Consider the following 22,496-nt stretch of genomic DNA (forward strand, 5'->3'; position numbering starts at 1 on the left):
TCAGTCAATAAAAAAACCATCTTAAGCTTTACGTTTATGGCTTATAAAACATTAAGGGCCAGATTTATAGCTAATATGGATGAGACTTTTGTGTGATTGTCATAGAATATTTGGCTGTTCTTAAGCTTGTCTGCCCACCCGGGATTGTCGGCAAGAGAGGCAGCCCCGGAATCAGAGTGAGACTGTAACCAATCTATGTTAGCTTCGTTAGTCAAAAAAATTATCGGCAGCCGGAATGATCGCCAGCTGAAACGCATGGGCAAGCTGGTCAAACAGATCAATGCTCTGGAAGATCAACTGTCTGGTCTCAATGATGAAGAGCTCAGGGGGCGGACTCAGTCCCTCAAGGATCGCTATCAGCAAGGCGAAAATCTTGATGACTTGTTGCCCGAGGCCTTTGCTGTCGTCAGAGAGGGCAGTAAACGCAGCATGGGCATGAGACATTTTGATGTCCAGCTGATCGGTGGCATTACTCTTCACGAAGGTCGCATCGCCGAGATGAGAACCGGTGAAGGTAAGACACTGATGGCGACACTGCCTGTTTACCTGAATGCCATCACAGGTAAGGGTGTTCATGTTGTTACCGTTAATGACTATCTTGCTCGTCGAGACGCCCAGTGGATGAGTGCTCTTTATGAGTTTCTTGGCCTGACAGTCGGAGTAGTCGTTCCCCAGCAGTCTCCTGAAGAGAAAAGGGCTGCTTATCAAGCTGACATTACCTACGGAACCAACAATGAGTTTGGCTTCGATTATCTTCGTGACAATATGGCGTTTCGCAAGGAAGATAAGTTTCAGCGTGAATTGCACTATGCTGTTGTCGACGAAGTGGACTCCATCCTGATTGATGAAGCCCGAACGCCACTCATTATTTCCGGTCCGGCGGAAGATTCCTCTGAACTCTACAAACAGATGAACAAACTGGCTCCTCAGCTGAAAAAACAGGAAGAAGAACTCGGAGAAGGTGAAGAGCCAACCGGTCATTACCTGCTGGATGAAAAGACCCGTCAGGTTGAGCTGACCGAGATCGGCCATTTGTTTATTGAAGAGCAATTGCAGAAGCTGGGACTCCTGCCTGAAGGAGAGAGTCTCTATTCTGCCCATAACCTGAATATGCTTCATCATGTGAATGCAGCGTTGAAAGCTCATGTCCTGTTCATGCGAAATGTTGAGTACATTGTGGCCGACGGCGAAGTGCTGCTGGTTGATGAACACACGGGAAGAACCATGCCGGGCCGTCGTCTCTCTGAAGGTCTGCATCAGGCACTGGAGGCTAAGGAAGGACTGAATATTCAGGCTGAGAGTCAGACCCTGGCCTCGACAACCTTCCAGAACTACTTCCGACTCTACGAAAAGCTTTCTGGTATGACCGGTACAGCGGATACAGAAGCTTTCGAGCTTCGCCAGATTTATGGTCTGGACGTTATTGTTGTCCCGACCCATAAACCAATGGTACGTGAGGATGGTAACGATCTGGTTTATCTGACCATTGAAGAAAAGTACGAAGCGATCATTGCAGACATCAAGGAAACCGTTCAGCAGGGGCGTCCTGTTTTGGTGGGTACTGCATCTATTGACGCTTCCGAACTCTTGTCCAATGCCTTGAATAAGGCCAGGATCCCTCACAATGTTCTTAACGCCAAATTTCACGAGAAGGAGGCCGAGATCATTGCCCAGGCGGGGCGTCCGGGTGCTATTACTATTGCTACCAACATGGCGGGTCGTGGAACTGACATAACCTTGGGTGGTAGCTGGGAGGCCGAGCTATCAGCCGTTAAAAATCCAGATCAGCAGCAGGAAGACCAGATCAAGTCTGAATGGCAGAAGCGCCACAAGGCCGTTCTGGCAGCCGGTGGTCTGCATATTATCGGTACTGAACGTCATGAATCCCGCCGTATCGATAATCAGCTGCGTGGCCGGTCCGGTCGTCAGGGGGACCCGGGTTCTTCCCGTTTTTACCTGTCTCTGGAAGATAACCTGATGCGTATCTTTGCCTCTGACCGGGTGAAGAACTTTATGAAAGCACTGGGTATGGAAAAAGGTGAAGCTATCGAGCACCGAATGGTGACCAATGCGATTGAAAAAGCCCAGCGCAAGGTTGAGGGTCGTAACTTCGATATTCGAAAGCAGTTGCTGGAATATGATGACGTCGCCAATGATCAGCGCAGAGTGGTCTACAAACAGCGTGATGAGCTTCTGAATTCTGAAAACGTGCAATCCAGCATTGATAGCATGAGATCTGAAGTGGTCAACGATGTCATTTCCCAGCACATCCCACGCGAGAGTCTTGAAGAGCAATGGGATGTGAAAGGTCTTGAGCAGAAGCTTGGGGCTGAACTGGCTATCCATTTGCCGATCCAGAAGTGGCTGGATGAAGATGACAAGCTGGAAGAAGAAGGTCTGAGAGAGAAGATTCTGGCTGAGGTCATCTTCAACTACAAGCAGAAAGAAGAACTGGCGGGTGGCGAGTCCCTGAGGAACTTCGAGAAACATATCCTGTTGCGTGTACTGGATGACAAGTGGAAAGAACACCTTGCGACCATGGATCACCTGCGTCAGGGCATCCACTTAAGAGGTTATGCCCAGAAGAACCCCAAGCAGGAATACAAACGTGAAGCCTTTGAGTTGTTCCAGTCCATGCTGGAAGATATCAAAACGGACACCATTCGTATCCTTTCTCATGTTCAGGTTCAGCAGGATGACAAAACCGAGGAAATGGAGGAACAGCGTCGTCAGGAACTGATTCGTCGTATGCAGTTTCAGCATGAGCAGGCGCATGTTATGGAAGATCATTCAGGGAAAGAAGGTGAACTGCCAGAAGGTGTAACCGAACCTTTCGTTCGAGAAAGTCGCAAAGTCGGTCGAAATGAACCCTGTCCCTGTGGCTCCGGCAAGAAGTATAAACAGTGTCACGGTAAAATAGTTTGATATTGACCCGTTATTTTAAAGAAAACAGGCCGCTTTGCGGCCTGTTTTCTTTTATGGACTGTTTTAAACCGGCTGATTTATCGAGGCATTGGGGTATAATTAATTTTTACTATCATTCGGCCAGTTAAGAAGTCCAATGGAGCAACTTGTTTTAAAGCCCATTTCCCGCGTGCAAGGGGAAGTCTCTATTCCTGGCTCAAAAAGCCTGTCCAACCGTATTTTACTGCTTGCTGCACTGGCAGAGGGTACAACCACCATCACCAATCTTCTGGATAGCGATGACGTTCGCTATATGCTGAAGGCTCTGAAAGCAATGGGTGTCCAGTATCGACTGTCAGATAACAATACAGTTTGCAAAGTCATCGGACTGGCTGGCCCGCTCGGTTCTGGTGAAAGCCTGACTCTGTTTTTGGGAAACGCCGGCACTGCCATGAGGCCATTGACGGCAGCCTTGTGCCTGGGGCAAGGAGAATACACCCTGACGGGTGAACCCCGAATGTATGAGCGACCTATCGGCGATCTGACTTCCTGTCTTGAGCAGGCCGGTGCAAACATCGAGTACCTGGGTGAGAAAAACTTTCCACCTCTGAAAGTCCTTGGTTCGGGCCTGAAGGGAGGAGAAGTCAGCATCAGGGGAGATATCTCCAGTCAGTTTCTGACAGCAATGCTCATGGCAGCACCATTAGCATCAGATAAAACGGTCATCACGATTGAAGGTGAACTGGTTTCCAAACCCTATATCGATATCACTCTCTCGGTTATGGAGCGCTTTGGTGTTAATGTCCAGAATAATGAATACCAGAACTTCGTCGTAGAAGGGAGGCAGGCTTACCGATCCCCGGGTGAAATTATGGTAGAAGGAGATGCTTCCTCGGCTTCTTACTTTCTGGCAGCTGCAGCAATCGGAGGTAAGCTGAAAGTTCATGGAACCGGTAATGCCAGTGTGCAGGGCGATGCCCGATTTGCTGAAGTACTGGAGCAAATGGGCGCTAAAGTCACCTGGAGTGACAACTGGATTGAAGTAGAAAAAGGTGAGCTTAAAGGTGTGGATATTGATCTGAACCATATCCCAGACGCAGCCATGACCATTGCTACTACTGCTCTGTTTGCCAGGGGCCAGACGGCTATTCGAAATATTTACAACTGGCGGGTCAAAGAGACTGACCGGCTTTCAGCGATGGCGACCGAGCTTCGTAAAGTGGGAGCTGAAGTTGAAGAAGGTGAAGATTACATTGTGATTAATCCCCCTGAGCAGATTCAGTCTGCAGTCATTGATACCTATGATGATCACAGAATGGCCATGTGTTTTTCCCTGGCGGCATTCGGTGGCAGTCCAATTACCATCAATGATCCTGGCTGCACCTCAAAGACCTTCCCGACTTATTTTGAGATATTTGAAAAAATCGTTGGATAATGAATAACAAAATGTAAATGGTTAGCTATAAGTGTATTTCGCACAGGGTCAGTTGAATCAATGCTCTCTGACCCGATTCTCTGTGTCCGTTATCAGGATTATTCAACCCGGGGGGTAGCCGGGTTGAAGGGATGGCGTGGGCAGCGAATTGGAATGAAAAAAGAGGAGATGGAGAAACCATGGCAGTAGGATCAGGAAGCTGGCCGGAAATGCATCCAGTAAAAGGCTTTCGTCTGGGGACAGCAGAGGCAGGTATCAGGAAGCAGGATCGTAAGGATCTTGTGATTATGAACTGGGATCAGGGTGCTTCTGTTGCCGGTGTTTTCACTCTAAACCGTTTTTGTGCTGCTCCGGTCCATCTGGCCAGGCGTCGCATTAACCGTTTGCCTGAGTATTTTGTTATTAATACTGGCAATGCTAATGCGGGTACCGGTGAACAGGGAATGGCGGATGCCACCGAGGTCTGTCGTGCATTGGCTGAATTTGCCAGGGTGCAGGAAGATCAGGTGCTGCCTTTTTCAACCGGTGTGATTGGCGAGCCTCTCCCTGTTGGCAAAATTGTTTCTGGCCTGCCCACTGCTTTCTCGGATTTGAGTGAAGATGGCTGGCACAGAGCCGGAGAAGGCATACTGACGACCGATACCCGCCCCAAAGGTGCCAGCCGACAGTTTGAAGTTGACGGTAAACGTTACACGGTAACGGGAATCAGCAAAGGGTCGGGCATGATCAAGCCGAATATGGCCACCATGCTGGCTTTTATGGCCACAGATGTTTCCGTAGATGAGACTGTTTTACAAAGCCTTCTGTCTGATGCTGTTAATTTGTCGTTCAATAGAATTTCAGTAGATGGTGATACTTCCACCAATGATTGCTGCATGCTGGTAGCCACGGGCAAGGCCGGAAATGAATCCATAATGCAGTCTCAGGGGTCTTTGTACCAAGCTCTGAAAGAGGCTGTTGAAGAGGTAGCTATGACACTCGCACAGGCTATTGTCAGAGATGGAGAAGGCGCTACCAAGTTTGTAACCATTCAGGTTGAACAGGCGAGCAGTGTCGTTGATGCCCTTGAAGTTGCTTATACCATTGCCCACTCTCCACTCGTCAAGACTGCATTATTTGCCAGTGATCCGAACTGGGGCAGGATTCTTGCTGCGGTGGGAAGAGCTGAGATCGAAGAGCTAAAGATTGATAAGGTTTCCATCTGGCTAGACGACGTTTGCATTGTGCAAGATGGGGGTGTTGCCTGCTCTTACACCGAAGCGGAAGGTGAGCGTGTAATGAATCAGGAAGAGATACTGATCCGTGTTCAGCTGGGGGCAGGTACTATCACGGAAACACTCTGGACTACTGATCTTTCCCATGAGTATGTTCGAATCAATGCTGAATATCGAACTTGAAAACAGGGCAGTAGGTGATGTCTTCAGAAAATCAGGCGAGTGTCAGGAAGGTGGTGCATGTTGCGGTGGCAGTTATTCGCGGGGATGATGGACGAATTCTTATAGCACGGCGACCGAATGATAAGCACATGGGTGGCTACTGGGAGTTTCCGGGTGGCAAGGTGGAAGAGGGAGAGTTCGTTACGGCAGCCTTGAATCGTGAACTTAAGGAAGAACTGGATGTTGAGGCAAATCAGTTCCGAAAGTTGATTTCGATTCGGCATGATTACCCGGACAGGTCTGTCTGTCTCGATACCTGGTGGGCGAACGATATCATTGGCCAGCCTCGTGGTAATGAGGGTCAGGAGATCCGATGGGTCGATCTGAAAGAGTTACCCGAGCTGAACTTTCCTCCGGCTAATGGTCCCATCGTTACGGCAGTCCTGTTACCAAATCGCTATATGATCACCGGTAAGTTTGATGTGGCTGCTGAGCTTCTGGAAAAAGTGAGTTACCAGCTTGAGCAGGGAGTAGAGCTGATACAGTTTCGGGCTCCATGGCTGGATAAAGGAACCTATCAGCATTTAGCCAGAGAGCTGCATCACCTTTGTCGGGAAACCGGGGCCAGCTTGCTTCTTAAAGGTGAGCCTGAACTACTGGCCAATAGCTGGTGTGACGGTATCCATCTTACCTCGAAACAGCTTCAGCAGGAGGGTGTTGATTGGCGAAGTGCTTCTCGTTCTGGTCAGTGGCTGGCAGCTTCCTGTCATAATCAGGAACAAATCGATCGGGCGGTATCACTGGGTGTCGATTTTGTAACACTCTCTCCGGTTATGTCGACACAGGCGCATCCGGGCTGTGAAACCTTAGGAATGGAAAAAGCTGCAGAGCTGACAGAGCGTTGCCCATTGCCTGTGTTCTGGTTGGGGGGGATGCAGCTTGCTGATCAGGAGCAGTTCATAGACCGGGGAGCCCAGGGGTTGGCTGCCATCGGTGCTTTCTGGTCGCTAACTTATTGAGGCCGTATACTAGTCTTAATTTAAGATTAAAGACTTCTTGCAGGGAAGCAAATGTCTCACTCTAATATCGGACCTGGTGGCAACAAATCAACATCAGTTTTGCCCGCTGATTCAACATTCCAATCCCCGTCAACTGCTGGCAGTGACTCACTGGGTAGAACAGTAGGTTCACTGGGGAATCTGCCTGGTACCGAAGGGCTGGATGAAGAGGCCTCAATGCTGGGGCAGCGTCCTGTTCAGGATCGGGCGGTTGCTTATTTCGAAGAGACCGGGCAGGTTGGCATAAATATTCTTCCATCCATTAATGACAGGCCCTTTGGTGAATATTGGGAGGAGCTCCCCGGACAGGTCTACCGGGGAGTTGTTGATCACCGGTTCATGCGGATCAAAACAGATTCGAGAGGGGCCGGGAGAGAATCAGATTCTACTAAAGCTGGAAAAAAGGAAGAGTTTTGGCATGTCAAAACACTCGGGTATGAATCGGGTGCTGAAAAGTTTAAACGGTTGCTGCAAAAAGTGATCCACCTGATCACTGGAAAATCTTACAAAGCCCGTTTTTATGATGATCGAAAAGTGTTGGCCCAAAGGGAGTGCCTTGCTGCCGAAGCCTACAAACAAGTGATGGGTTACGGGCAAGAGTACATTCATCGCTACAGTCTGGACGAAAAAAATCAGGATCATTGTGTAGCTTCTAAAGACCTGAAAGGCTTCTACCCTGGCAATACCTTCTTTCAACAAACATTATTCCCTTCTATTTGTCAGTTTACTGATGATCATAACCCGGTTACCAATCTTGTCATGAGGCGATTTCTTCTGGGCGATCAGGACTATCTGAAACTTGATAATTACCTCTTCAAGCATGCCGAAGATGACGAGCTGCTGACTGGTAAGTTAATCAGTATTGATTTCGGTATGTCCTTTTATAATCGATTTTCCCTCCCCAGGAACTGTTCCATTGATGAATTTAGCCAGAGGCTTTTGCGTCCTTCAAAATTGCACAGGTTTCAATATCGAGGTAAGAAGACACTATTGACAATGGTTGAGCAGATGCCGCCAGAGCAAGTGGGAAGATCGATAAAGTTAGCTTTGGAGAGAATTACCAGACTGTCGGATCAGCAGTTGAGCGAGCTGGCTGAACATATGCACCAGCCAGAGCTTCGTGAGGTAATGTATCAAGTCCTCAAGTTCAAACGCTCTCAGGCAGAAGCCCTGTTGAACCTGAGATCCTGGCCTGTGAAACCAGGAGCTGGTGGGGGCTCATCAGTGCTTTAAATGGTCATCAATGTCGCTGGTCATCAGATCATCGAAAGCAGGGTTTCCGGGTATCGAACGCTCTTCATTCGCCCAGGCTCCAAGATCAATCAGCTTGCATCGTTGGGAGCAGAAGGGTCGAAACCCGTTTTCTTTCTTCCATTCTACTTTTTTGCCGCATTTCGGGCACTTCACAGTTGTTGGCATTGAATTACTAAACCAGAAGGTGGAGTGGCCTCCTGCTGGAAGCCACAGGGAATTACTGTTTGTTCCCGGGAGGTTGGGGAGCAACCGGGGTCTGCGCTTTCTGCTTTTCAATACCTGAATCACCCAGCAGGCCAAAGGTCACGGTATAAAGCAGCGAGGGATCGACATCACCGAAGGACTGGTAGCCGATGAATTCACCCTGTTCATTGAGTAGATTCGAATTCGGGAAATTCAGCTTTAAGACCTCAAGGGTTTCATTCGCGGGCTCTATCAGGCCCAGTCGCTGATAACCTTCCACCATGATACCCAGTGCGGGTTCTACCGCCGGGGTCTTCTGCATATTTTCAACAACATACTTGCCACGGTTCACAGCCGCTACATAGGCTTTGCGTTTCAGGTAGTAATTGGCTGCATGAATCTCATAATCAGCCAGACGATTTCTCAGGGCTACCATCCGCTGACGGGCATCTGGTGCGTATTTGCTGTCCGGGTAGCGCGTCAGCAATTCACGAAACTCATTGAAGGATTGGCGAGCCTGACCAGGATCACGCTTTGTGTTGTCTAATGGCAGGTAGCGCTCGATGAGACCCATGGAGGCCGTGTTAGAAGCCAGACCTTTCATATAATAGGCATAGTCTGCATTGGGGTGCTGCGGGTGCAGGCGAAGGAAACGATCCGCTGCTGCTCTGGCGGCTTCAGGCTCTACATTCATGAAATAGGCATAAACCAGGTCCAGCTGAGCCTGTTCTGCAAAAGAGCCGAAGGGGTAGCGTGACTCCAGTGTCCGCAGATACTCTACAGCCTTTGTATAACTCTGGTTATTCAGGGACTGGTTGGCCATCTGGTAGAGTTCGGCCTCAGTCAGGGATTCCGGAAGCGTCTTTTTTTCGGGGCTTGATGAGCATCCTGCCAGAACCACCGCAGCAAGGATCAGAAATATCAGGCGCGAATATGTGGTTTTCAGTATTGTCATGGTATTTACAGTTTCCGTACTCCGGCATGATTGTGAGGAAATAGGGTGTACAGGCCTCCCCTGAACTTATAACAGGGAGGCAGGCCGATAAAGTTTTGAGCATAGCTCAGCCAGACCTGATGATGTGATAAACTACCCGCCTTTGATCAACTAATTTAAACACAGTCCGCTGTAAAACGAAAAGAAACTGGTTCTATTAATAATCATTCAACTGCTTTCGGGAGGTTGGAGATTTTTATTAACCTGTTCCGGTGCAGCATCTGGCCTTCGGCGGCTGAGATTTTTTGTCCGGGAGCAGGGTCGGGAATAATGCCCGCTCAGGCTCCTGTTACTTGAGAAGTAGTTAATGAGTGAGCGGATCAATCAGCAGGTCGTCGTACCTGATGAACTTGGGAGCAAGAGACTGGACCAGATTGCAGCCAGCTGCTTTCCGGACTTTTCCAGGGCACGCCTTCAGGAGTGGATCAAGAATGGCGATCTGCGAGTGGATGGCCAGAAGAGAAAGCCTAAAGACAAGCTGGTCGGTGGCGAGAAGCTGACTCTCAGCGTTGAAGTCGATGATGAAGAACGTTGGGAACCTGAAGATATTCCATTGAATATCATTTACGAAGATGATGTCATCCTGGTCATTAATAAACCGGTGGGACTGGTCGTTCATCCTGCGGCAGGAAATTACTCAGGTACCTTGTTGAATGGCTTGTTATATCATTATCCGGAGATAGCCTCTGTACCCAGGGCCGGAATCGTGCACCGTCTGGATAAAGATACTTCAGGACTGATGGTGGTAGCCAAAACTCTGGCCGCTCATACCGATCTGGTGGCTCAGCTTCAGGACCGAAGTGTCAGTCGAGAGTATGAGGCCGTGACTCAAGGTGTTATGACGGCGGGCGGGACGGTTAATGAACCCATTGCCCGTCACCCGACCCATCGTCTTCGTATGGCGGTGGTGCCCGGTGGCAAAGCCTCTGTAACTCATTACCGGGTTCTGAAGAAGTTTAATGCTCATACCCATGTCCGCTGTAAACTGGAAACGGGCAGAACTCACCAGATCAGAGTGCATATGAGCTATATTCGCTTCCCGCTGGTAGGGGATGATCTGTATGCTGGCCGTCTGAGAATTCCCAAGGGGTGTTCTGCCATCCTGGAAGAGACTCTGAGGAGCTTCAAACATCAGGCGCTTCACGCCAGAAAGCTGGGTCTTATGCACCCGGTGTCCGATGACTACATGGAGTGGGAAGCGCCCTTACCGGATGACTTTTCAGCGCTTCTGGAAGTATTAAAAGAAGATGTTAAAGAGTCCTGAGCAGGATTTGCTGTTTTATGAGTGAACTCATGCTCCCAGGGCGTTGCAATAGAGAGAACTGAACATGTCTGAAGATCGTTACCTGCTCCCGGACTGGTCTGCGCCAGAAGGTGTCAGGGCTTTTGTCACCCTCAGAACCGGCGGGTACAGTCAGGGAGCTTTCAGCAGCTTCAATCTGGGGCTGCGGTCTGGTGATGATCCTGATGTGGTAGCAAAAAACAGAGCATTGCTCGACGACCATTATCAATGGCGGTACAGGCCGCAGTGGCTCAAACAGGTTCATGGTACTGATGTAATAACGGCCCAGCCGGATAACTCAGAAAGAGAAGGTGATGCGGTTTGGACAGATAAGCAGGGGTTGCCCTGTGTCGTCTTAACTGCAGATTGTCTTCCGGTTATTTTTTGCAACTCGTCCGGCACCCGTGTTGCCGTTTCTCACGCCGGTTGGAAAGGGCTTCAGGCTGGTGTACTGGAAGCCACAGTTAAAGCTATGGGCGATGAGCCTGGCCAGGTGATGGCCTGGTTGGGTCCAGCTATCAGTCAGTCTCATTTTGAAGTGGGACCTGAAGTTCGCGACGCTTTCCTGAATTCTGATCCGCAAATGGAAACGGCTTTTATTCCCGGTCAGGGTGATCGCTGGTATGGGGATCTCTATGAACTGGCAAGGCTTCGGTTACATAAATTGGGTGTAACAGAAGTCAGTGGCGGCAATTTCTGTACTTATAAGGAAAATGACCGTTGGTTCTCTTACCGAAGGGATGGCGTCCAGTCCGGACGTTTAGCCACAGCGGTCTGGATTGAATAAGCAGGAAGAGCTCTCAATGAGAGTTCTTCCTGTCATTGACAGCTAGCTGTAATAGCGCTGCCTCAGTCCTTCAAATAAATTGGCCAGATCAGGCGCTGGTGCAGGTGACTCTGCGGGAGCGCTTTCTGACCAGGATCTGTGGATATGATTGGCATCATCATTCTGCTTATAAACTCTCTTCAGGTAGTGGTTGTAGTTTCTGCTGGCAACAGTGTCTACATGATACCAGTGGGCTTTCGTTCGACTATGAGTGATATCCAGCAGCACATAGCCTTTCTCGCTCTGGTTGGTCCATTTAAGGTTTGGCAGAGCACCGTCAAGGGCCGCTGACGCTATTTTGGCAAGACCCGTCTTTTCAGAAAATCCGGATGTAACTGCGGGGGTTCCAAATTCTCCACCCAGTGCGCCAAAACCTGAAATCCGTCCGTAGTGAGGGAAGCGCGGTTCAGGTGCCAGATCAAATGCCCACGAGCTGTGAGTATCACCGGTCAGTACCATCAAGTTATTAATGCCCTGATTTTGAATATGATCAAACAGACGCTGTCGGGATGCCTGATAACCATCCCATTGATCCATAAGGATAGGAAGGTCCGGATTGAGAGTGAGCTGTGACATCATGACCTGCTGTCCCAGTGCCCGCCAGCGAACCCCTTCATTCATGGATTGACTTAAGCCATTATGCAACCATTGTTCCTGATCTGCTCCCAACAGGCTTCTTGATGGATCTTTAGCGGCTTTGGCATTCAATGGCAGAGCCTGCCGGTCTCTGCCAGTCAGTCGGGTATCCAGCATAAAGAGATCCATCAGGTCACCAAAGCGGAACCTTCGATAAATGGTTCTTTGTCCAAACTGGTCAACAATACCACTCTCTCTGATAGGCATCCATTCAAAGTAAGCCTGAATTGAATCATTGCGGCGTGATTCCCAGGCTCCTTCACCCAGGTTATGGTTTTGAGCTCCACCTTGCCATGAGTCATTGGCGGATTCATGATCGTCCCAGACGCAGATGAAAGGATGCTGACGGTGAACTTCCTGCAAATCCGGATCGGATCGATACTGGGCGTAGCGTTGTCGGTAGTCCTGAAGTACTGTTATTTCTTTCGCAGGAATCGGGTTCCGGCCAAGGCCGTTGTTTGTCCCATAACCACCAGGACCATACTCATAGATGTAGTCTCCAAGGTGCAGTACGGCATCCAAATCAGGTCTTCGGGCTATTTCCCGGTAGACGTTAAAGTAGCCCGCCGGGTAGTTGGAGCAGGAGCAGAATGCCAGTCGCAGACTGTTCAGGTGGCCTTCTGGCAAGGTTCGTGTTCTGGCCACCGGCGAAGGTTTTCCATTGGAAAAGAATCGGTAGTAGTAAACAGTGCCAGACACCAGACTGTCTGCATCAACCTTAACGGTGTAGTCAACATGTGGTCCGGTAACGCCTTCGCCGGACCGGACTATCTGGTTCATCTGCGGGTCAAGGGCCATTGCCCAGGAATAGGGAACGATAGCCTGTTGAAAGTCCGGGTCTGCATCGGGTGTGATCCGGGTCCAGAGGATCACTCTATCAGCCAGAGGATCGCCACTGGCTACTCCGTGCTGAAAAGGTTGGTGGCTGCTCGCAAACGTCTTGAGCAACGGCAATGTAGCAATCCCCAGGGCGGCTCCCTGAAAGAAACGTCTTCTTGTTATAGCCATATTCAATCCATGACAGGTGTTTTTTAAAATTGTCATGGCAGGATAAAAGCGCAATGTGTCAGTATGAAGAAGGTTTGTTGACAAAGTCTGAGAAAGAGCAAAAATCAAAATGGGTTGTTAATCAAAAACCAAAGCCGTTGATCTGATCTGTTGTCGAATGTCTGTTTCGAGTGATTCATGGCTGACGAGATTTCGAAGCAGGGCTGGCTTAAAAAATGAAACTCACTGCGATCTGCATTGGTAAAACAAAGCGTCATAAAATACGTGGCCACGATGTCACAACGGCTTACCTGAAGTCTGAAGTGCGGGGTTCGGTAAAGGTTCATGCCAGTGGTATTGAGGGCAATGAGGTGGCAGTTCATAACGATCACATCTACGCCGTTTCAACAACCACTTATGATTACTGGAAAGATCGTCTGGGTGGCAACGATGAAGACTGGCCAAAGGGTCGTTTTGCCGAAAATCTTATCATAGACGGACTGGACGAGGTCGCCCCCAGCCGACCCAGAAGTGCCTACATGCACGAGACTCTGGCGGTCGGAGACAGCTTGCGCGTGTCATCTCCCCTGGGTCAGTTTACCCTTGCTCGTGGCAACCCAAAACCTGTCGTTTTGTTTGCGGGCGGGATTGGCTTGACCCCGCTTCTGGCCATGCTGAAAGCACACACTTCTGTCAAAAACTACCCACCTGTATTTTTCTTTCACGCCGTTCAGGATGGCCTTCATCATGCTCTGCTGTTCAAGACCCGGTTCTGAAAAGGTCACAATCACGCTGCCCTTGAACACAGACAATGGTTTTGATCCTGTTGAAGACTGATGGCAACCTGTCTCGACGTCCAGCTATACCGGTTTGGGTTCAGCGATAGAGCTCTTGATATTTTTTAATTATTCCTGATCGATAGTCAACCGAGTATACCCTGAACTTATCTGAAGAGGTGCTGTAGGCGGCCTCTGGACAATAGGAAAAGCCTGCCAGTGCGCCATCCTGGTCAAATATTGCAACAGTGTTATTGAAGTACCAGTGCCGCAAACTTGCAGGCAGGTGATTGTTCAGGGAGAGTATGTAGGATTGTCTGGTGATGTTAGGTTTTAACCAACGCTTTTGCCATTGCCAGTGAACATCATTCCAGTCTCCGGTCATTGCAAGACACTTCCAGAGAGGCGTCCACCAGATTGGGGTTGCCTGTTTGGAAACTTTGGCAATGCTTTTATTTTCCGGGTGCTCTTCTAAAATGATCGTTACTATCTGTTTCTCATCAATGTTTTTTTTTAGGCTTCTACCTGATTGCCAGTCATGTTGATTGAAACCTTCCCAATAACTGAGTTCCTGCGGGCTTCTGTAGATGGTGTAATTGCCAAATCCACCGTGTTTTGCGCAAGGAACTGAAGTGGTGACCTCTTTCTCTCCTGTTACAACGCCAAGACAAAAGCCGGTCGAAGAAAAGCCATCGTAAATGACAACGAGACTATCTTCCGGGTTGGGGGAGGTTGCCATTGCCTGAAAAGAAAGGGCGAATAGAAATGAAGATGTCAGAAAAAACCTTGCATACAACGGATTAGATGGGACTGGCTGACGTTCTTTATTGTTTGGGTTCCATAACTTTTTCATAATATTGAAGACTATCTCGGATTAAATCAAAACCTCTCAATCTAGCAGACATCAGGATATTAGCCAGTTCACGGGGGGCAGGAAAGCCAGCTCTTGAAAAGATCGATTCTGCCGCAATATAGGATTACAGAAGCAGCCCTATCGGCAAGTAATAAAACGCGGGAGAACTCACTATGCGAGCAGACAGACTGACCAGTAAGCTGCAGTCCGCATTGTCAGATGCTCAGTCACTGGCTGTGGGTAAGGATCACAATCAGATAGAACCTGTCCACCTGTTAATGGCGCTGCTTAATCAGCGGGGTGGTTCTATCAAGCCTCTTTTGAGTCAAGTGGGCTTTAATTTGCAGCAGCTGGCTGATGAGCTCGAGAAGCTGCTTGATCAGGTTTCAGTCATTAATAATCCAACCGGCGATATTCAACCGTCACAGGAAACCATTCGCTTGCTTAATCTGGCCGATAAACAGGCTCAGAAAAGGGGGGATCAGTTTATTTCCAGTGAAACTGTCCTTCTGGTGATGATGGACGGGAGTTCGTCAGTTTCCCGTGTCCTGAAAGGGCAGGGGGTGAGTCAGCAGGCTCTGGAAAATGCCATCAACAATCTCAGGGGAGGCGAATCCGTCAATGATCCCAATGCTGAAGATAATCGCAATGCTCTGGCCACCTACACCATTGATCTAACTGAGCGTGCTGAAGCAGGCAAGCTGGACCCTGTCATTGGCCGGGACGATGAGATAAGACGCATTGTTCAGGTGCTGCAACGCCGTACCAAAAATAATCCGGTGATTATTGGCGAGCCCGGTATTGGTAAAACTGCCATTGTGGAAGGGCTGGCTCAAAGAATTATCAATGGTGAAGTGCCTGACGGTATCAAGGGTAAAAGGCTTTTGTCGCTTGATATGGGGTCGTTGATTGCCGGGGCCAAATTCAGGGGTGAATTCGAGGAGCGCCTGAAGTCGGTACTCAATGAGCTGTCCAAACAGGAAGGGCAGATCATCCTGTTTATTGATGAGCTCCACACTATGGTAGGTGCCGGTAAGGCAGAAGGTGCCATGGACGCCGGTAATATGCTTAAACCCGCTCTGGCCCGGGGTGAACTCCATTGTGTTGGAGCGACGACACTGGATGAATACCGGCAATATATCGAAAAAGACGCAGCGCTGGAGCGTCGATTCCAGAAAGTACTGGTGGATGAGCCTACAGAAGAAGACACTATTGCTATCTTGCGTGGTCTGAAAGAGCGTTATGAGGCCCACCACGGTGTTGACATTACCGACCCGGCCATTGTCGCTGCCGTAAAACTCTCCCAGCGCTACATCACTGACAGGCAACTGCCCGATAAGGCCATCGATCTGATTGATGAGTCAGCCAGTCGTATACGGATGGAGATGGATTCCAAGCCAGAAGAAATGGATCGCCTGGAGCGTCGTCTGATTCAACTGAAAATCGAACGGGAAGCACTTAAAAAAGAAGACGACAACGCATCCAAAGAGAGGCTGGTACTCTTGGATACAGAAGTGGGCCGCCTTGAGAGAGAGTACTCAGACCTTGAAGACATTTGGAAGGCCGAGAAAGTCGTCCTTCAGGGGTCTCAGAAGTTACGGGAGGAGCGTGAGCAATTACTCATTGCCCTGGAAGCTGCACAGCGTTCTGGTGATCTCGCCAAAATGTCAGAAATTCAGTATGGCCAGCTTCCCGAGCTGGAAAAGAAGCTGGCTGAAGCGGATGCTGCCAAGTCAGGTGGAGAAACCAAGCTGCTTCGCAACCGGGTCACGGATGAAGAAATTGCTGAAGTGGTCTCTCGCTGGACTGGAATACCTGTTTCCAAAATGCTGGAAGGTGAGCGTGAAAAGCTCTTGAAGATGGAAGACGCACTTCATGGTCGTGTAATTGGTCAAGACGAAGCAGTAGTTGCTGTTTCTAACGCTGTACGCCGCTCAAGAGCAGGCCTGGCCGATCCCAACCGACCTAATGGCTCCTTCATGTTTCTTGGGCCAACCGGTGTGGGTAAGACAGAACTTTGCAAAGCGCTGGCGGCATTTCTGTTTGATACAGAAGACGCTATTGTTCGCATCGATATGTCCGAGTTTATGGAAAAACACTCTGTTGCCCGCCTGCTGGGAGCGCCTCCCGGCTACGTGGGGTATGAAGAAGGGGGTTATCTGACAGAGGCTGTTCGCCGTAAACCCTATTCGGTGGTGTTGATGGATGAAGTAGAAAAGGCTCACCCGGACGTTTTCAATATTCTCTTGCAGGTATTGGAGGATGGTCGTTTAACTGATGGCCAGGGAAGAACGGTAGACTTTAAAAATACTGTGATTGTCATGACTTCCAACCTCGGCTCTGATGTTATTCAGGCCATGCAGGGTGAAGATTTTGAAGCATTGAAATCAACGCTTATAGATGTAGTGGGAGCTCACTTCAGGCCTGAATTTGTCAACCGTGTCGATGAGCTGGTGGTCTTTCATCCCCTGACAGAGAGTCAGATAGAAGGCATTGCGGCTATTCAGTTAAGCCGACTGAACAAACGTCTTGCGGAAAATAGTCTGTCCCTGGAAGTTTCTGATGAAGCAATGAAAAAACTGGCTGAAGTGGGCTTTGATCCTGTGTACGGAGCCCGTCCGTTGAAACGGGCCATACAGCGCAGTATCGAGAATCCTCTGGCAGAATCCATACTGTCAGGTCAGTACTCTCCCGGTGATGTCATCAAGGCAATACTTACAGAGGGTGAGATTACGTTTGAGTAATGCTCTTCAGTCGAGGCCGCTATCCAGCGGCTTCCTTTTTTTGTTATTCCTTCAGGGTTAACCCCTCTGCGTGTAGCAGTCTGGGGATAGTTAGCTCATTAACTTTCGTAGATGCGCCTATTGCCATAAAGTGAGACAAGTGTGCATAATTACAGGGGCTAAGCCACCTGTTTTGTCTGTTCATCACTGTGTCATGAAATAGCATCAGGATACAGATAAAACGTACTCTCTTATGAGGTATACATGTATCCCGTTGTTGTCTCAGACCTTGATGGTACCCTTCTTAATGACCAGCACCAGCTGGCACCTCGCACCAAAGAAGTTATTCGTCGTTTAAGCAATCAGGGAATCCGTTTTGTTTTTGCCACGGGCAGACATTACCTGGATGTTGAAGAGATAAGAGCACAGCTGGACATCGATATGTTCACCATTACTTCTAATGGCGCACGAGCACACAACCCCAAGGGAGAGACGATTGTCAGTCATGATCTTAATCCCAGGTTTATTCAGCCCTTAATTGCGCTTGGCCGTCAATACAGTGATACCGTTTTTTTGAGTGTGTACAGCGAAGATAAGTGGTATGTCGAGCAGCATCATGAAAGCTTGTTGGAGTTTCATAAAGACACAGGCTTCAGCTACACTGTGCAGGATCTGGATACGATTCCTGTCGACAAGATTATCAAAGTGTTCTTTGTAGCCAAAAAGCATGATGAGTTGCTTGATCTTGAGCGGGATATTCATGAAACCTTTGGTGACTCGGTGAATATGGCTTTCTCTCTGGATACCTGCCTTGAAATCATGGCGCCAGCGGTGAGCAAAGGTGCAGCTCTGGAAGAAGTCATGAAACTCAAAGGTCTGGAGCCCAAAGACGCAGTAGCTTTTGGTGACGGCATGAACGACGTTGAGATGTTACAGGTGGTAGGCAAAGGACTGGTTATGGGGAATGCGACAGAGCGTTTGAAAGCGAAACTGCCTGATCATCAGGTGATTGGCCAATGCAATGATGATGCTGTGGCTCAATACCTCGAAAATCATTACCTGAATTGAGTTGCGAACAAGCTCACCGGTGTCCCGGTGAGCATTAATCAATGCCTTTACGAAATTCTTTCGAAACAGCCAAAAAGCACTGAAAATCATTATCAAAAGTCATGTTTTGGCTAGCTCTGACTGGAATCTCAAGTTCCACTTGTGATATTGCGGTAAATGCTCAAATTGTGTTCATTTCTAACGCGAGCAAATTTCTCGAACGATTTAAATATCCCGGAGTCAGGTAAATCTGAGTTTCTTGTCTAGAATAATTTCTTCATTTCTATTTCAAGCTCAGGTATCTCATGACTTTTGTTTTTATTGTGCCTATCTTGCTTTTGTCGTGTAGTAGTCAGGCTTCAGTTCCTCTCGCTTCATCTTTCGTTTCCGGCGACAGTGTCGAAGCAATTCTTGCTTCTTTCTTACCTGATCCCATTCGTCTACCAAAATCTGACGTTGCCCAGCTGTTGCTGTTACAAAAGGGTAAAAAAGGCTCGATAATCAGTTTGCCTGTCTCTGAAAGGGATCGGCTGCAGCCGAATAAAGGTACAACGTTTACTGGCTATCCATTCGAATTAAACCGTTATGGCAATGAAAACAAGGAACAGTCTAAAACCGGGGGTAAATCTCCGCCACCGCAGCAAGAGCAACAAAGCAAAAAGCAAAGCGAGAAAGGGCAGGGCGGTTCTGGCTCTTCTGGCTCATCAGGCTCTGGTGCCGCATCAGCATCAGCTTCCGGTAACGATGAGAGTCATGCCAGGCATCTTGAAAAACTGAAAGAAATCCTCAAAGCCGCTGAAAAGTCATTGAAAACAATGGATCAGAAAAAAAATATTGATGAGTTTCATGCAGAATTGAAAAGATTGTATGCGGAATCCCCCGATATTTTGAAGGAGAAGGGCTCCCTGGAGAGTGGTGAACACCGTTGGAAAGCGATTTTGAGGTTGCTTAAGCTTCATTTTCCCAACAAGATGGAAAAAGGTGAAATGTCACACGTTTTACTTGAATATCCTGGTCTAGCGAGCCTGCCAGAAGAAGTGATCAGATTTTTTGCCAGACAGAAGCTGACAGAACCTGCATTAGCTGAAAGTTTGCCCAAACAGTTGTTAGTTGACAGCATTGTGGATGCTGCCAGCCCGTCAATCCTGAGGTATATACAAGCTCATCTGGGCTACCCCTATTGTCTTCAGCAGCTGATTGGGCTATTTATAACCCAGCTGTCTTTAGTGGCAACGGGTGAATCTAAAGAGTTTATTTTTCAGGATCATACAGGGGGGCAAGTTAGTGTTTTTTCTATCCGGAAAAATGCTAAAGGACGTTATCGTGTTTTTGTCGTTGATGGTTTAAGTGTTGTTAAGCGTTGCTACGAAGATCAGGTCTATTCATCTCTACCACATTTTGTCATTTTCGCTTTGGCACTGGCTTTAAAATATCATGGCTTTACTGATTCCCGATTTTACTTCCTGTCTCAACGTCAGGCTGGTGACTTTGGCTCTGAATCATTCATGCTGCACGACCTGGAAACATTGTTGCAATCCCCTATGGTGACTGGTAACGGTTATTATGCGGATAAAGAACCTATTCCTAATGACAAAGTAGCCATGTTTTCGTTGCAAATAACATTTGACGAGAGTGCTGAGCAACTCGGTCGATTGCGAGTCAATGGGGAGATTAAGTATTTTACGGACACAGCAGATAAACCTGAACTTAATGCACATGACCTAAGCACCCTTATTATTATGTCGTTGCAAACCTGGGTTACAATGGGGCTGGAACCAGATTTGTTTAAATTTTATCAGTTGCGTCAGTTTCCTCAGAGGTTTGCACATCTGACCCAAGGGCAGCAGCGACTAAAGCGATTGCTTGAGAAATTCCCTGAAGAACGGCAAAAAGAGGTGGAACAGGTAGTTGATGAAACACGGGGCTTGTTGTCTGGCGATGATGGAGTCTGCAATAACAATGCTAATCTGGCTGCTACCCTGCTGTGGATGAAAATGAACATTGAGTTGCTGGAAATGAACAACCGTCCCGGGCAGGAAGAATAAACAAGATATCCGTAAGTTCACCATCATCGGTTATGATCAATTTCATAGCATGAAATTAACTCAACCTTCGTGATTTGTTCAAGTAGTTGCCATAAGCAGCTCTCACAAAAAATCCGGTACCGCTTCACCTGCCACTCAGGTGTCCAAAGTCGTCTTTTAGCTAACTCTGAGACTGGACATCTCAGATTCTGCTTGTGATAGTGGGATAAATACTCAAATTGTACTCATTTTTAACCTGAGTGAATTTTTCGAACGATTTAAATATCATGGAGTCAGCAAAATCTGAGTTTCTTTTCTAGAATGATCCTTTTATCTTTACTTGAAGCTCCGGTATTTTATGACTATCGTCTTTATTCTGCCTGTCCTGCTTTTGTCGTGTAGTAGTCAGGCTTCAGTTCCTCTCACGTCATCATTCGTTTCCGGCGACCGTGTCGATGCAATTCTTTCTTCTTTCTTACCTGATCCCATTCGTCTACCAAAATCTAACGTTGCTACTCTGTTGCTGTTAAAAAAGAGTAAAAAAGGCTCAATAATCAGTTTGCCTGTCTCTGAAAGGGATGGGTTGCAGCCGAATAAAGGTACGACGTTTACTGGCTATCCATTCCAATTAAACCGTTATGGCAACGAAAACAAGGAACAGTCTAAAACCGACGGTAAATCTTCGCCACCGCAGCAAAAGCAACAAAGCAAAAAGCAAAGCGATAAAGGGCAGGGCTCTTCTGGCTCCTCAGGCTCCGGTGCTGCATCAGCATCAGCATCAGCTTCCGGTAACGATGAGAGTCGTGCCAGGCATCTTGAAAAACTGAAAGAAATCCTCAAAGCCGCTGAAAAGTCATTGAAAACAATGGATCAGAAAAAAAATATTGATGGCTTTATTGCAGAATTGAAAAGATTGTATTCGGCATCCCCTGATCTTCTCGAGGAAAAGGGGTCACTGGTGAGCAGGAAATACAGCTGGAAAGCGATTCTGAGGTTGCTTAAGCATCATTTTTCCGACAAGCTGGAAGAAGGTGAAATGTCGCACGTTTTACTCGAATATCCCGATATTGAGGGCCAGCCAGAAGAATTAATCAGATTACTTGCCAGAGAAGTGCTCCCGGAAACTGAATTACCTCAGGAGGTGCCCAAAGAGACGTTAGTTCACTTCATTGTGAATTCTGTCAATCCGATAACTCTATGGTATATGCAAACTCATCTGGGCCATCCTCAGTGTCTTCAACAGCTGCTTAGGTTATTTATAACCCAGCTACCGCTAATGGCAAAAGGTGAATCTAAAAAGTTTATTTTTCAGGACCATACGAGTCACATTAACGTTTTTTTTATCCGGAAAAATGCTAAAGGGCGTTATCGTGTTTTTGTCGTTGATAGTTTAAGTGTTTTTAAGCGCTACGACGAAGGTCAAATTTATTCGCCCCTGGCACATTTTGTCACTTCAGTTTTGGCACTGGCGTTAAAATATCATGGCTTTACTGATTCCCGGTTTTACTTCCTGCCTGAACGTCAAGGTCCTAACCTTGGCAGTGAGTCATTCATGTTGCACGACCTGAAAACGTTGTTGGAATTCCCCATGTTGGCTGGTAACGGTTATTATTCGGACAAAGAACCTCTTACTAATGACAATATGTTCAGGTTTTTTTTGAACATAACGTATGATCCGGAAGGTGAGCAACTCGGTCGATTGCGAATCAATGGGGAGATTAAGTCATTTACGGACACAGCAGATAAACCTGCAATTGCTACACATGACCTGAACACCCTTATTCTTATGTCGCTCCATACCTGGACTACAACGGGTCTGGAACCAGATTTGTTTAAATTTTATCAGCTGCTTCAGTTTCCCCAGAGGTTTGCACATCTGACCCAAGGGCAGGAGCGACTGAAGCGATTGCTTGAGAAATTCCCTGAAGAACGACAAAAAGAGGTTGACCAGGTAGTTGATGAAACACGGGGCTTGTTGTCCGTCAGAGGTGGAATCTGCAATAACAACACTAATCTGGCCGCTATTCTGCTGTGGATGAAAATGAATATTGAGTTACTGGATATGAACCCTCCTGGGCAGGAAAAATAAAAAAGATTTCAGGAAATTCGCCATCAATGGCAATGATCAATTTTATACC

The 22,496-nt window shown here is 47.9% G+C and carries 16 protein-coding genes; 12 read left to right on the forward strand and 4 right to left on the reverse strand.

Annotated features, from left to right (window positions below; translation table 11 throughout):
• Positions 1 to 195: 195 nt before the first annotated feature.
• From secA to ACO6V5_RS02455, 5 genes are all read left to right on the forward strand, one after another.
• Positions 196 to 2,925: a preprotein translocase subunit SecA gene (gene secA / locus ACO6V5_RS02435; protein WP_422409343.1), complete on the forward strand. Its 2,730-nt coding sequence runs from the start codon at positions 196 to 198 to the stop codon at positions 2,923 to 2,925.
• 136 nt (positions 2,926 to 3,061) lie between these two features.
• Positions 3,062 to 4,339, forward strand: a complete 1,278-nt coding sequence (aroA, locus tag ACO6V5_RS02440) for a 3-phosphoshikimate 1-carboxyvinyltransferase (RefSeq protein WP_422409341.1) — start codon at positions 3,062 to 3,064, stop codon at positions 4,337 to 4,339.
• A 179-nt stretch (positions 4,340 to 4,518) separates the two neighbouring features.
• Complete coding sequence (gene argJ, locus ACO6V5_RS02445) at positions 4,519 to 5,736, forward strand: bifunctional glutamate N-acetyltransferase/amino-acid acetyltransferase ArgJ (RefSeq protein WP_422409339.1); 1,218 nt, start codon at positions 4,519 to 4,521, stop codon at positions 5,734 to 5,736.
• Between the two features lie 17 nt (positions 5,737 to 5,753).
• Positions 5,754 to 6,734 (forward strand): Nudix family hydrolase, encoded by a 981-nt coding sequence (locus tag ACO6V5_RS02450; protein WP_422409337.1) that lies wholly within the window; start codon positions 5,754 to 5,756, stop codon positions 6,732 to 6,734.
• 51 nt (positions 6,735 to 6,785) lie between these two features.
• Positions 6,786 to 8,006, forward strand: a complete 1,221-nt coding sequence (locus ACO6V5_RS02455; protein WP_422409335.1) for a hypothetical protein — start codon at positions 6,786 to 6,788, stop codon at positions 8,004 to 8,006.
• Here the strand turns inward: ACO6V5_RS02455 and yacG are convergent.
• Together yacG and ACO6V5_RS02465 are read right to left on the reverse strand one after the other, a co-directional pair.
• Positions 7,995 to 8,192, reverse strand: coding sequence for a DNA gyrase inhibitor YacG (gene yacG / locus ACO6V5_RS02460; RefSeq protein ID WP_422134506.1), 198 nt, complete (start codon positions 8,190 to 8,192; stop codon positions 7,995 to 7,997). The two genes, ACO6V5_RS02455 and yacG, sit on opposite strands and share 12 nt — an antisense overlap.
• A gap of 52 nt (positions 8,193 to 8,244) precedes the next feature.
• Complete coding sequence (locus ACO6V5_RS02465; RefSeq protein ID WP_422134505.1) at positions 8,245 to 9,165, reverse strand: outer membrane protein assembly factor BamD; 921 nt, start codon at positions 9,163 to 9,165, stop codon at positions 8,245 to 8,247.
• 346 nt (positions 9,166 to 9,511) lie between these two features.
• Between ACO6V5_RS02465 and rluD the strand changes: the two genes are divergently transcribed.
• Positions 9,512 to 10,468 carry a 23S rRNA pseudouridine(1911/1915/1917) synthase RluD gene (gene rluD, locus ACO6V5_RS02470; RefSeq protein WP_422409333.1) on the forward strand — a complete coding sequence of 319 codons (957 nt, stop codon included), beginning with the start codon at positions 9,512 to 9,514 and terminating at the stop codon, positions 10,466 to 10,468.
• A gap of 64 nt (positions 10,469 to 10,532) precedes the next feature.
• Positions 10,533 to 11,273: a peptidoglycan editing factor PgeF gene (gene pgeF / locus ACO6V5_RS02475; protein WP_422138470.1), complete on the forward strand. Its 741-nt coding sequence runs from the start codon at positions 10,533 to 10,535 to the stop codon at positions 11,271 to 11,273.
• A 42-nt stretch (positions 11,274 to 11,315) separates the two neighbouring features.
• Here the strand turns inward: pgeF and ACO6V5_RS02480 are convergent, their stop codons facing one another.
• Positions 11,316 to 12,956 carry an alkaline phosphatase D family protein gene (locus tag ACO6V5_RS02480; RefSeq protein ID WP_422134502.1) on the reverse strand — a complete coding sequence of 547 codons (1,641 nt, stop codon included), beginning with the start codon at positions 12,954 to 12,956 and terminating at the stop codon, positions 11,316 to 11,318.
• Between the two features lie 215 nt (positions 12,957 to 13,171).
• Between ACO6V5_RS02480 and ACO6V5_RS02485 the strand changes: the two genes are divergently transcribed.
• Positions 13,172 to 13,711, forward strand: a complete 540-nt coding sequence (locus tag ACO6V5_RS02485) for an MOSC domain-containing protein (RefSeq protein ID WP_422134501.1) — start codon at positions 13,172 to 13,174, stop codon at positions 13,709 to 13,711.
• Positions 13,712 to 13,811: 100 nt separating this feature from the next.
• Here ACO6V5_RS02485 and ACO6V5_RS02490 read toward each other — a convergent pair whose 3' ends face one another.
• The gene (locus ACO6V5_RS02490) at positions 13,812 to 14,564 is read right to left on the reverse strand and encodes a hypothetical protein (RefSeq protein WP_422138469.1); all 753 of its coding nucleotides are present in this window, start codon (positions 14,562 to 14,564) and stop codon (positions 13,812 to 13,814) included.
• 173 nt (positions 14,565 to 14,737) lie between these two features.
• Here ACO6V5_RS02490 and clpB point away from each other — a divergent pair, with 173 nt between their 5' ends.
• The 4 genes from clpB to ACO6V5_RS02510 all read left to right on the forward strand — a co-directional run bounded on the left by clpB (position 14,738) and on the right by ACO6V5_RS02510 (position 22,447).
• Entirely contained in the window at positions 14,738 to 17,308 is a 2,571-nt protein-coding gene (gene clpB, locus ACO6V5_RS02495; protein ID WP_422409328.1) for an ATP-dependent chaperone ClpB, read from the forward strand.
• Positions 17,309 to 17,551: 243 nt separating this feature from the next.
• A complete protein-coding gene (locus tag ACO6V5_RS02500; RefSeq protein ID WP_422138467.1) occupies positions 17,552 to 18,355 on the forward strand; it encodes a Cof-type HAD-IIB family hydrolase in 804 nt (267 codons plus the stop codon).
• A 284-nt stretch (positions 18,356 to 18,639) separates the two neighbouring features.
• The gene (locus ACO6V5_RS02505; protein ID WP_422134497.1) at positions 18,640 to 20,379 is read left to right on the forward strand and encodes a hypothetical protein; all 1,740 of its coding nucleotides are present in this window, start codon (positions 18,640 to 18,642) and stop codon (positions 20,377 to 20,379) included.
• A gap of 337 nt (positions 20,380 to 20,716) precedes the next feature.
• Positions 20,717 to 22,447, forward strand: coding sequence for a hypothetical protein (locus ACO6V5_RS02510; RefSeq protein ID WP_422138466.1), 1,731 nt, complete (start codon positions 20,717 to 20,719; stop codon positions 22,445 to 22,447).
• Positions 22,448 to 22,496 lie beyond the last annotated feature (49 nt).

Source organism: Endozoicomonas sp. ALD068 (genome assembly GCF_049310145.1).
Classification (GTDB): Bacteria; Pseudomonadota; Gammaproteobacteria; order Pseudomonadales; family Endozoicomonadaceae; genus Endozoicomonas_A.

What these genes read in the sequence shown, in the direction of transcription:
- clpB (WP_422409328.1), top strand. Translation starts at nt 14,738, where the DNA reads ATGCGAGCAGACAGACTGACCAGTAAGCTGCAGTCCGCATTGTCAGAT.
- ACO6V5_RS02480 (WP_422134502.1), bottom strand. Translation starts at nt 12,956, where the DNA reads ATGGCTATAACAAGAAGACGTTTCTTTCAGGGAGCCGCCCTGGGGATT.
- argJ (WP_422409339.1), top strand. Translation starts at nt 4,519, where the DNA reads ATGGCAGTAGGATCAGGAAGCTGGCCGGAAATGCATCCAGTAAAAGGC.
- yacG (WP_422134506.1), bottom strand. Translation starts at nt 8,192, where the DNA reads ATGCCAACAACTGTGAAGTGCCCGAAATGCGGCAAAAAAGTAGAATGG.
- ACO6V5_RS02450 (WP_422409337.1), top strand. Translation starts at nt 5,754, where the DNA reads ATGTCTTCAGAAAATCAGGCGAGTGTCAGGAAGGTGGTGCATGTTGCG.
- ACO6V5_RS02485 (WP_422134501.1), top strand. Translation starts at nt 13,172, where the DNA reads ATGAAACTCACTGCGATCTGCATTGGTAAAACAAAGCGTCATAAAATA.
- ACO6V5_RS02505 (WP_422134497.1), top strand. Translation starts at nt 18,640, where the DNA reads ATGACTTTTGTTTTTATTGTGCCTATCTTGCTTTTGTCGTGTAGTAGT.
- pgeF (WP_422138470.1), top strand. Translation starts at nt 10,533, where the DNA reads ATGTCTGAAGATCGTTACCTGCTCCCGGACTGGTCTGCGCCAGAAGGT.
- ACO6V5_RS02465 (WP_422134505.1), bottom strand. Translation starts at nt 9,165, where the DNA reads ATGACAATACTGAAAACCACATATTCGCGCCTGATATTTCTGATCCTT.
- ACO6V5_RS02490 (WP_422138469.1), bottom strand. Translation starts at nt 14,564, where the DNA reads ATGAAAAAGTTATGGAACCCAAACAATAAAGAACGTCAGCCAGTCCCA.
- secA (WP_422409343.1), top strand. Translation starts at nt 196, where the DNA reads ATGTTAGCTTCGTTAGTCAAAAAAATTATCGGCAGCCGGAATGATCGC.
- aroA (WP_422409341.1), top strand. Translation starts at nt 3,062, where the DNA reads ATGGAGCAACTTGTTTTAAAGCCCATTTCCCGCGTGCAAGGGGAAGTC.
- ACO6V5_RS02500 (WP_422138467.1), top strand. Translation starts at nt 17,552, where the DNA reads ATGTATCCCGTTGTTGTCTCAGACCTTGATGGTACCCTTCTTAATGAC.
- ACO6V5_RS02510 (WP_422138466.1), top strand. Translation starts at nt 20,717, where the DNA reads ATGACTATCGTCTTTATTCTGCCTGTCCTGCTTTTGTCGTGTAGTAGT.
- rluD (WP_422409333.1), top strand. Translation starts at nt 9,512, where the DNA reads ATGAGTGAGCGGATCAATCAGCAGGTCGTCGTACCTGATGAACTTGGG.
- ACO6V5_RS02455 (WP_422409335.1), top strand. Translation starts at nt 6,786, where the DNA reads ATGTCTCACTCTAATATCGGACCTGGTGGCAACAAATCAACATCAGTT.